At 68.3% G+C, this 9,017-nt stretch carries 11 protein-coding genes; 6 read left to right on the top strand and 5 right to left on the bottom strand.

Annotated features, from left to right (window positions below; genetic code table 11):
- The coding region (locus tag QZZ33_RS04235) for a hypothetical protein (protein WP_291378396.1) at positions 1-200 on the top strand (200 nt) is incomplete at its 5' end.
- A 155-nt stretch (positions 201-355) separates the two neighbouring features.
- Here the strand turns inward: QZZ33_RS04235 and QZZ33_RS04230 are convergent.
- A complete protein-coding gene (locus QZZ33_RS04230) occupies positions 356-742 on the bottom strand; it encodes a hypothetical protein (RefSeq protein WP_291378394.1) in 387 nt (128 codons plus the stop codon).
- Between the two features lie 290 nt (positions 743-1,032).
- Here QZZ33_RS04230 and QZZ33_RS04225 point away from each other — a divergent pair, with 290 nt between their 5' ends.
- Positions 1,033-1,347, top strand: coding sequence for a hypothetical protein (locus QZZ33_RS04225; RefSeq protein WP_291378392.1), 315 nt, complete (start codon positions 1,033-1,035; stop codon positions 1,345-1,347).
- Here QZZ33_RS04225 and QZZ33_RS04220 read toward each other — a convergent pair.
- Together QZZ33_RS04220 and QZZ33_RS04215 are read right to left on the bottom strand one after the other, a co-directional pair.
- Entirely contained in the window at positions 1,275-2,768 is a 1,494-nt protein-coding gene (locus tag QZZ33_RS04220; protein ID WP_291378390.1) for an MFS transporter, read from the bottom strand. The two genes, QZZ33_RS04225 and QZZ33_RS04220, sit on opposite strands and share 73 nt — an antisense overlap.
- A 305-nt stretch (positions 2,769-3,073) precedes the next feature.
- Complete coding sequence (locus QZZ33_RS04215; protein WP_291378388.1) at positions 3,074-3,649, bottom strand: alpha/beta fold hydrolase; 576 nt, start codon at positions 3,647-3,649, stop codon at positions 3,074-3,076.
- A gap of 164 nt (positions 3,650-3,813) precedes the next feature.
- On the opposite strand from QZZ33_RS04215, the gene QZZ33_RS04210 reads away from it, so the two are divergent.
- Together QZZ33_RS04210 and QZZ33_RS04205 are read left to right on the top strand one after the other, a co-directional pair.
- A complete protein-coding gene (locus QZZ33_RS04210) occupies positions 3,814-4,386 on the top strand; it encodes a TetR/AcrR family transcriptional regulator (protein WP_291378387.1) in 573 nt (190 codons plus the stop codon).
- A gap of 107 nt (positions 4,387-4,493) precedes the next feature.
- Positions 4,494-5,525 carry an NAD(P)-dependent oxidoreductase gene (locus tag QZZ33_RS04205; protein WP_291378386.1) on the top strand — a complete coding sequence of 344 codons (1,032 nt, stop codon included), beginning with the start codon at positions 4,494-4,496 and terminating at the stop codon, positions 5,523-5,525.
- Between the two features lie 84 nt (positions 5,526-5,609).
- On the opposite strand, the gene QZZ33_RS04200 is transcribed toward QZZ33_RS04205, so the two are convergent.
- Positions 5,610-6,935, bottom strand: a complete 1,326-nt coding sequence (locus QZZ33_RS04200) for a bifunctional GNAT family N-acetyltransferase/ATP-binding protein (protein WP_291378385.1) — start codon at positions 6,933-6,935, stop codon at positions 5,610-5,612.
- Between the two features lie 133 nt (positions 6,936-7,068).
- Positions 7,069-7,497: a cupin domain-containing protein gene (locus QZZ33_RS04195; protein ID WP_291378384.1), complete on the bottom strand. Its 429-nt coding sequence runs from the start codon at positions 7,495-7,497 to the stop codon at positions 7,069-7,071.
- A 125-nt stretch (positions 7,498-7,622) separates the two neighbouring features.
- On the opposite strand from QZZ33_RS04195, the gene QZZ33_RS04190 reads away from it, so the two are divergent.
- Both QZZ33_RS04190 and QZZ33_RS04185 read left to right on the top strand, forming a co-directional pair.
- Entirely contained in the window at positions 7,623-8,432 is an 810-nt protein-coding gene (locus QZZ33_RS04190) for an SDR family NAD(P)-dependent oxidoreductase (protein WP_291378382.1), read from the top strand.
- A gap of 150 nt (positions 8,433-8,582) precedes the next feature.
- On the top strand, positions 8,583-9,017 hold a 435-nt coding region (locus QZZ33_RS04185; RefSeq protein WP_291378381.1), incomplete at its 3' end, for a hypothetical protein.

Below are 9,017 nucleotides of genomic sequence, written 5' to 3'. Positions count from 1 at the left end.
AGGGTGACCGAGTCTGGTTCACCCCACCCCGAGACATCGACCCCCTCCAACAACCCAAACTCGGAGGACTCGCCGCACTCACCCTCGACAACACCGCAACGGGAACCAGCGACGGCGCAGGCAACGGGCGCGCCGACGCGCCCACCAAACCTCCAGGGGAGAACTCTGTCCAGGAGAACTCCGTCCGCAAGGCCGCCTAACCCCGCCACACCGCAGGGGAGGGCTCTGTCCCCGCAGTACCGCAGCCCATGTGCGAGATTCTCGGCGCCGCACTCAGAATGCCGCCGTCACCACACCCCCGGACACGCGCCGCCCGGCCAACATCGCAGCCTGTCCGTAGCGTCAGCGGGTCGTCTCAGTCGGTCGTGTCAGTCGGCTTCTTGCGCGGAGCGCGCTTGGGCTTGGCGGTGCGAGCTCTGGGGGTCGCCGCGGAGCCCGGAGGTGCGGCCGCCCTCGAGGCGCCTGCGCCGTCGGTGGGCTCGTCGCCCGGCTGGGAGTCGGCCGATGTGGTGGCCCCCTGCGCCGCACGAATCGCGATGACCTCGGAACGGAGAGCCCGCACCTCGGCGCGCACCCTGAACGAGTTCCAGACGAGCACCGCCATGACCGCGAGCACTACCACTAGCAATGCAAGCCCAAACAGGGTGAACAGCACCTGGAGCACGGCAGAGCCGTCGTCACCGCCGCCGCCGAAGTAGTGGTGGTCATCATTGGGGCCGTGCATGCGATCGAAGTAGGTCATGTCCCCAGGCTAAGCACCGGGAGCGAGCTCCGGGCCGAAACATCGGGCAACTGTGAGACAACTCTCAACCACCGGTCAGCCCAGAACTCACCGCTTGGCAACCTTCGGACCCAACTTTTTGGCTCCGACGTACGTTACTAAGATGGTGTGTGTAGTGGTGTTCACGGAAAGTCCACCGTGCCGCGGGCGCGCCGCCGGACCAACGTGGATCTGGGGGGGGTCGCCGCCCTCGCAACACGGTGCACACGCGCCTTGCGAAGACGACGGCCACAACACGAGGAGGAGCAGGAATGGTGTGGTCGCGTAACGACATCGTGCTGCGAGCCGTGGAGGCGGCTCTCGGCGTTGCTGTCGCGATCGTGCTGTTGATGGCCTTTACCGACGGCTGGTTCACGACCGGTGCGCAGAAGTTCTCCGACTGGTACGCCTCCCAGATGGACGGCGTGTTGGAAGTCACGGTGGTGAGCACCACGGTGAAACTGCCCCCCGTCGAGCGCGCCGACCTCCCGCTACCTGACCGCGACTCCTGGATCTACTCCCGGACCGATGAAGGTGCGGGCACCACATCGAGTCCAGGAGCGGAAGCCTCGCCCTCGGCGGGGTAGCCGCGCCGACGCCCGAGCCGACGCCCGAGCCCACGCCCGAGCCCACGGCCGCGCGGCATCGTCAGTACGAGCGCCAGCGCCACCGCAATCAGTACCATCGACGCGACGGGAAGCCAGCGCGCGCCCCAGGTTCCCAACATGACAGCGCCCACACGCGAGCCCACCACGTTTCCGGCGTTGAACAGCGTCGCGTACGTGGCGTTGCCGATGTCAACGGTCCACGGAGAGTGGCGTAGCGCCCAATTGACTACCGAGATCACGAGGATCGACCACGAGATTCCCTGCAGACCGATCATCGCCACAACCACCGGCTTGAACTGCCCGCCCACGGCCAGACCGGTCCACATCACCAGAATGAGCGCAAGGCCAAGCGCCACCGCCTTGACGGGCCACCGGTCCAGGAACCGGGCCACGAGCCACGTGGTCACCACGCCGGTAAGTCCGCCCACGAACAGCAAGATCGCCACGGTGTCGTCCGCAAAGCCGGAGACCTCGGTAACAAACGGGCTGAAGAAGGTCCACGTGAGAGCCATGGCCGCCGTCATGAGGCCCGTCACGGCCATGACGCGCAGGAACTTGCGCATCGAAGGGAACTCGCCACGCACCATCGTCCCTTGCTCGGTGCGGAAGCTCGGCATGAGCACCGCTACCAGCACCGCCAGCAACACGCCGCCACCAGTGAGGATCCAGAAGGGCGCGTGCCAGTGAGTCTGCTGGGCCAGGTACGTCGCGGCGGGAAGGCCGACCACGCCAGCCGATGCGGGACCCAGCAACAACCTCGCCACCGAGCGTCCGCGCTGCGCCAACGGGAACATTCCGGCCGCCGCGGGCGTCACGACTGCCCAGAACAGGGCGTGGGAAATCCCTGTGAGCGCGCGCGACGCCATGAGCACCGCATAGGAATCGGCGATGGCCGCCAACAAGGTGCCCGCCGTGAAGATGACGAGCGCCGCCACCAGCACCCACCTGCGCACCATGCGCGTGGTCAGCATCGCGAGCGGCAGGGTTGCGAACATCACCGCGATCGCAAACACCGTGGCCGCCATGCCCAACTGAGCTTCCGACCTGCCAAGGTCTTCCGACATCGACTTGAGCAGACCCATCGGCGCTATCTCGTTGGTGACGAACAAGAAGGCCGAGACCGCGAGCGCCACAAGCACAACGTTGGCGCGCGCGGGCGACACGGGAGGCGTGGGCGGCTCAGGGGGAGTCCCGGCGTCGCCCGCGGCAGCGTCAGCGAGCGCGCCTTGGTCAGTGGTGGCTTCGTCCGGAATGAAGAGCGACTCGCCCGAGAAGGGCGAGGCGTACACGGGCGTTTCGTCTCGGGGCTCGTCGGGGGCGCCGTCGCTCACCTTGGGTGCGCCGTCGTGGCCGTCGCGGGCGCCCTTGTCGGGGGCGCCGCCGTGCGCACTGGCATTCATGGCGGTCCTTGCGAGTATGCGGAGCTGGAATGCGGGGCAACGCGAGGCAGCTGCCCCCTGGGGCTCCACGTGTTCGAAACGTTTCGATCCGATTCTCTCACACCCGGTTGACCCCGGTGAGCCGTCTGGCCGTTTTCGACAACGGCTGGAGTCGGCGAACCGCACAACCGGCGAACGGCACAACCCGCTAGCGGCACAACCGGCAGGCGCCGCTCACCGCCCGGAAGGGCAACGCCGCAAGTCAGGTGGACCCGGCGCCGTACCGAGCACGCTCCGGCATCCGCCGGCCAGGCGCCCGACGCTGGCTAGGCCTGCTCGCCGATCATCGCGAGGAACCTACGCACCGCCGAGCGCAGGCGATCGGCAGCAAGCGGCTCGTACTCCACATAGTTGGGAAACGCGAACAGGTGCGCGCTGCCTGGGTACTCGAACACCTCAAGCGCTCCTGGGGGTGCCGTCGCGGCGAGCGCCGCCACCTCGGCGGGCTCGATCCAACGATCCTCGGCCGCGAAGTGAACCTGGGCCTTCAAGTTCTTCGGCCATGGCGGGTTGCCAAACCACTCGGGCGAGGCCGCCGTGCCCACCAGAATCAGCCCGGCGATATCCGGTTCCGTCAGCGCCGTCATCTCGCACAGCGCCGCGCCCAAAGAGAAGCCCATCAGGACGACAGGGCGGTCAAGCTCGCTCGCCATCGATTGGATGGCCTGCGCCGCCTTCTTCATCTCGAGCGACTCAGCGCGGTGCGCGCCAGCGTCGAAGTTGTCGTAGGTGTCACCCCCGTACAGATCGGGCGTGATCACCTCGTGACCTTCGCCGCGCAGCCACTCGGCCCACGATTCCACGTTGGCGTCCAAGCCCAGGGCTGAGTGCGTGAGTAACACGTTAACCATGTAAGCGGACCTCCCGTGGAGGCGAGTGTCGGCGTCACGCCCCTCTATGCAGTGTCGCACGCATCGTTCCTGCGTGCCCCTGCAAAGGCTCGACAACGCCCCTTGTTCGCAGAGGGTGGATACTGAGTTAGTTCGCTCATATTGCAGGAGGTCTCATGCCACGCCCCGCCACTGACAAGCGCGAGCGTCTTGCCGACGCGGCCCTCGACCTTGCGTATCGCCGCGGCTTTGAACGGGCCTCCATCGCGGACATCGCCGAGCATGCGGGCGTCGCCTCTGGTTCCGTCTACTACTACTTCAAGACCAAGGACGACGTGGGCCAGGCCGTGGTGGACCGGCTCTCCGAGCGCTACCTCTCGGTCATGGAGACGTGGCGCGACCTGCCCACCCCAGAGGATCGCTTGGTGGCGCTTCTTGGCCTCTACCTGGACGACCTCGACGCCGTGCGGTCCTTCGGTTGCCCCCTCGGCTCGGTGTGTGCGGAGTTGGGCAAACACTCGCCCGCGCTCGGCGCGGCCGCTGGCCAGGTGTTCTCGGCGCTGATCGACTGGGCGGCCGGTGAGTTCGCACAGTTGGGATACGCCGACGCTGCGGCCAGGGCGCGCGCGACGCACCTCATCGCCGTGATCCAAGGGGCCGCCGCCCTCAGCAACGCACTGAACAGCGCCGAGCCCCTTGAGCGCGAGGCCGCTCACCTGGAGCGCTGGATCCGCCGCAGCGGCGACTAGGCGGTGGACCGGGCTCGTCAGCGGTGGGGTCACTGCGAACACTTTTCATAGTCAGCGCACTATGTATACTGGTAACGTCACTCATCGTTCCCACCGACGGAGCCACCATGTCCCTTGCCACACCCCGCATCGTCGTCACCGGAGCCACTGGCTTCCTTGGCGGCCACATCCTCGCCGAGCTCCGCACCGCGCCGGTGCGCCTCATCGCCGCCGCGCGCGACGCCGCCCGACTGCCGCCCTGGTTTGACGGCGAGACGCGCATCGGCGACCTCACGGACCCCGACTACCGACGCGCCGTGGTGCAGGGTGCCGACGTGGTGATCCACGCGGGCACCTGGTCGAGCTTCTGGGGCCATGAGCGCGAGGAACGCGAGCGCTTCGAAGTGCCCCATCTCGACCTCATCGACCAGTCGGTGGCCGCGGGCGTGGGTCGCTTCATTGCGGCAAGCACCGTGGCTCTTGGCACCCCCGCGGCGGACGACGCGCGCGTTGCGGACGATTCCCCCGCCCGCGGGCGTCGGTTCTGGCCCCACCACATGGCTCTGGCTCGCGTCGAGGATCACATGCGTGAGGTCTCCAAGCACGGGGGCACGCGGATGGTCTCGCTGCGCCTCGGCCACTTCATCGGGGAGGGCAACTCCCTTGGCCTCGTTGCCGCGCTCATCCCGCGCCTGAAGACCCGGCAGGTGCCATGGGTCAATCACGGCCGCGCACACCTGCCCCTGGTTTCCGGGGCCGACATGGCGACAGCCTTCGCCCTCGCCGCCACGGCGGATGCCTCCCGGTTCGGCGCGTTCGAGGCGATCAACATCATCGGCCGGGAGCAACCCACCGCGCGTGAGGTCTTCACCCACATCGCCTCCGCGGCCGGCGTGCCCACGCCTGCGTACTCGGTGCCGCTGCGCGCCGCCTACGGATTCGGCGCGCTCATGGAGGCGCTGCACCCTGTGCTTCCGGGCCGCGCTCCGTTCCTCACGCGCTCGCTCGTGTTCGTCGGCGAGAACTGGCACATGGACAACGCCAAGGCACGCAGTCTCTTGGGGTACCACGGCGCCGACGATTGGCGCGGGGTCATTTCCGCCTCCGTCGCCGAGCGGCGGTCGGGTGGCTTCGCCTGGCCGGCTCTCGCGCAGGCGTAGGGGCGATGCCGGAGACGTAGAGACGCTCCCGCTGGCGCAGGGGCGATCCCGCCTGCGTAGGGGCGATGCCGGAGGGGTCGCTGGCTAGAGTCGCGCGATCGCGTCGATGTCCTCGAGGAACTCCTGCACCACCTCGGCGGACACGGTGGCCCGAGTGGTGCCGATCGCGTCGAGGTAGTGGCGAGTGGTGGGGCCGCTGGCGTGCGCGGCGTCGGGCGGGGCAACGCCGTCTGTATCGGGCGGCGCTTCCTCCACGCCTCGCTCCACCGCCTCCTCAAGCGCCGCCTGCGACGCCCTGCGGGCGGCAAACTCGACGTCTGCCGGGGTGAAGCCCTCCGACGCCTGGACCAGCGCGGCCACGTCCACCGCCCCCGCCGAAGCGGCAGGCACGAACCGCTCCCAGATGGCGGCCCTCGCCTCGGCATCTGGCAGCCCGATGGGGATCACGTAGTCGAAGCGGCCGTGCCGCAAGAACGCGCTGTCGAGCGAGCGCACAAAGTTGGTGGCGCACACTAGCAGCCGGTCGGGGCGGTCCCTGAATGCAGGGATGATCTTCAGCAACTCGCTCGTGACGCCCTGCAGTGGGGACGGCGGGTCCCCGCGCCGGTGCGAAGCGATCTCTTCGACCTCGTCGATCAACACCACGGCGTGCTCCAGTTCGTCGATGCGCTGGAAGGTCTCGCGCAGCGCCCCAGCCAGGCCGGCGGGGTCGGCCGCGAGGCGCGAGGGAAACACCTCGACGAACGCCCATTCGAGCCGAGAGGCGATCGCCTTGGCAAAGGTGGTCTTGCCGGTGCCAGGGGGCCCAAACAGAACGACGGCGCGCGGCGGGGCCACCCCGTACTGTTCCGCCAACTCGGGCCGGGCGAGCGGCATCACCAGGCGCTTCTCCAGCATCTCCTTCTCGCGGCGCATGCCACCCACCGCATCCCACAGGCCGTGAGGCATGAGCCTGCCACCGAGCGCCTCCAGTTGGGTGTACTCGGCGCGCTGCACCGGAACGGTGCGCTCGAAGTACCGCAGGGCCTTCTTCTCCACAAAGCCCGCGTTGCGGAATGCGTCGAGCCTGGTCACCTCGACGGGCACCAGCGCGGACAGGGTCGCCGGGTTGTGGCCAGCCATGCGCGCCTCGAGCTCGCGCAGCAGGGCAGAGCCGATGCCCCGGTCGCGCCACTCGCCGTCGACCGCGTGGAACACCACCCATGCCTGGTTGTGCGCCTCGCGCACCACGGCGGCGCCCACGATCACGTCACCGGCGACAGCCACCACGGCGATGTCCTCCGCGCAAGACGAGAGCACCTCGGCAAGCGCGTAGACCGGCTCGATGCCGCTGGCACGCTGCTGCTCCCACAGGCGCAGCACGCCGTCAAGGTCGTCGGTGTGGATATCGCGGATGCGCCAGCCGGTCATGAGTGGCCTCCTCAGGTCGTGCCGCCAGAGCATACCCCTTGGGGTATCTCCTGGCTAGGTCCCGGGTGCGGCCGGGACCCCAGGCGGCTGCGCCACCGCAAGGCCCTCAGTTACCAGGGCGCAGAGCCCTCCGCTACCAGGGCATCGGCCGCTCTTCGTCACGCGTCGCGTCGTCAGGGAGGTGCGGCAAGGCGCCGCCGTCGCCACGAATGCACAGCCACCTCAGGTTTCCTTCGCTCTGGGGCGCGGCTCGCCAGGTGCGCGCGACACCCTGGCCCACGCGAATGGCGGTGCCTGGCCCCACGTCCGCCACCTCGTCGTCGAGGCCCATCTGCCCGGTGCCAGCCAGGAAGATGTAGAGCTCCTCGTCGGATGAGTGCGTGTGCCAATAGCCAGCCTCCTCGCCCGGCTCGAGGCTATTTGCTGTGACGCCGATGAATTGCATCGGCAACTCGTGATCCAGCACTCTGCGCCCGTCGCGAGAGCGCTCGGGCACGAAGCCTCCGTAGTGGGCCCGCCAATCGTCCAGGCCGCCGATTTCGATTCTCTGGAAGTCGCTCATGACCTCAGTCTGGCACCCGGCGCGAGCATCTGCAGTCACCCTTCTCCGTGGCTGGCACACACGTTGCGGAATAGGCAGTGGTCTGACTATGTTTGGTTGGTACACCTACTAGACCGGAGGAAACCATGCCAACCTTGTCCCCCCACCGCGAGGGCAGTTGGGCGCTCGTGACCGGCGCCTCGTCAGGCATCGGCCGTGCCCACGCGCGCATACTCGCCCAGCGCGGCTTCGACATCATCGCGGTTGGCCGCGACCACGACCGGCTGGCCGAGACCGTCGCCGAACTCAAGCAGGCTCACGGCGTTGATGCGACGGCCCTGAGAATCGACCTCGCAGAGCCCGACGCCGCCGAACAGCTCATCGCCAGCATCGAGGGCGTGGAGGTGGGCGTGTTCATCGCCACTGCGGGGAAGGGCTCCCCTGGCCTGTTCACCGCCGTGGCCCTGGCGGACTACCTCGAGTGCGTCAACGTGAAGGTCCGCAACAATCTCGTCTTGCTCCATCACTTCGCGGGAGCCATGCGTGTGCGACGTGCTGGGGCCATCCTCGTCGTCTCCTCCACTGGTGGGCTTCAGGGAGTGCCCGCACTGAGCAACAACTCGGCGACAGAGGCATACCTGCTCGCGATGTCGGAGGCCCTGCACCACGAGCTGGCCCCGTTCGGCGTGCGCGTCACCGGGCTGCTCCCGGGGCCTACAAGGACGCCTGGCATGCTCGCCATGGTGGCGGAAGAGGACGTTCCCCGCGGCACCATGACTCCTGACGAAGTGGCCAAGGAGGGCATCGCCGCCCTCGAAGCCGGCCGCCGCACCCACATTGCAGGGCGGGCCAACCGCACCCTGTTGCGCGCACTTCCCCGCACCGCGCGCATCGGCCTGTTTCGCCGGATGGTCGCGGGTTCCTTCGCTCGCGACGCGTCGATGCCCGCCGCGTGAGACGCCGACGCGAGGTGGAGCGGTCAGGGCGCAGGCTCCCAGCCGGTTCACCTCGCGTCGACCGAAGCGCGACAATGGCAGTGACCGTAGCTCGCTCGCCCGGACGAGGCTCGCCGGGGCAGGGCCCGCCCAAGGAAAAGGGGAACAACGATGTTCACAGGACTGACAGCCGAGATCTGCGCCCGCGCGTGGGACACCCTGCAACCGTCCATTCGGCACGCCTACGAGCAGGACATCTTCAACGGCTACATCGGCGCGATCGCTCTGCTCAACCCCGCCGACCCTGACGGCGAGCCGCTCTTCAAGGCACACCTGGGCGATGACCCTGGCGACTTCTACGAGTACGCCACCGCCAAGGCGCGGCTCGCGCTGCGCACCGGCGTGGACACCACGCGCCTGCGCACCGACATGTCCCACCTGTACCTGCCGGGAGACATCAAGTGGCCCGGCGGCATCATTCGCGACGGGCTCGCAGTGGGCTTCTCGGGCGTCCAAGGCGAGTACGACGAGATGATCGGCGAGTGGTTCGTCGCGGCGATTCGCGCGATGTGCCGGATCGAGTTCTTCGGTCCCGAGGGCGAGCAC

It is taken from the genome of Demequina sp. (genome assembly GCF_016278775.1).
Taxonomy (GTDB): Bacteria; Actinomycetota; Actinomycetes; order Actinomycetales; family Demequinaceae; genus Demequina.
Note: the sequence above shows the minus strand (reverse complement) of the source record. Positions and strands in the feature narration are given on the sequence as shown.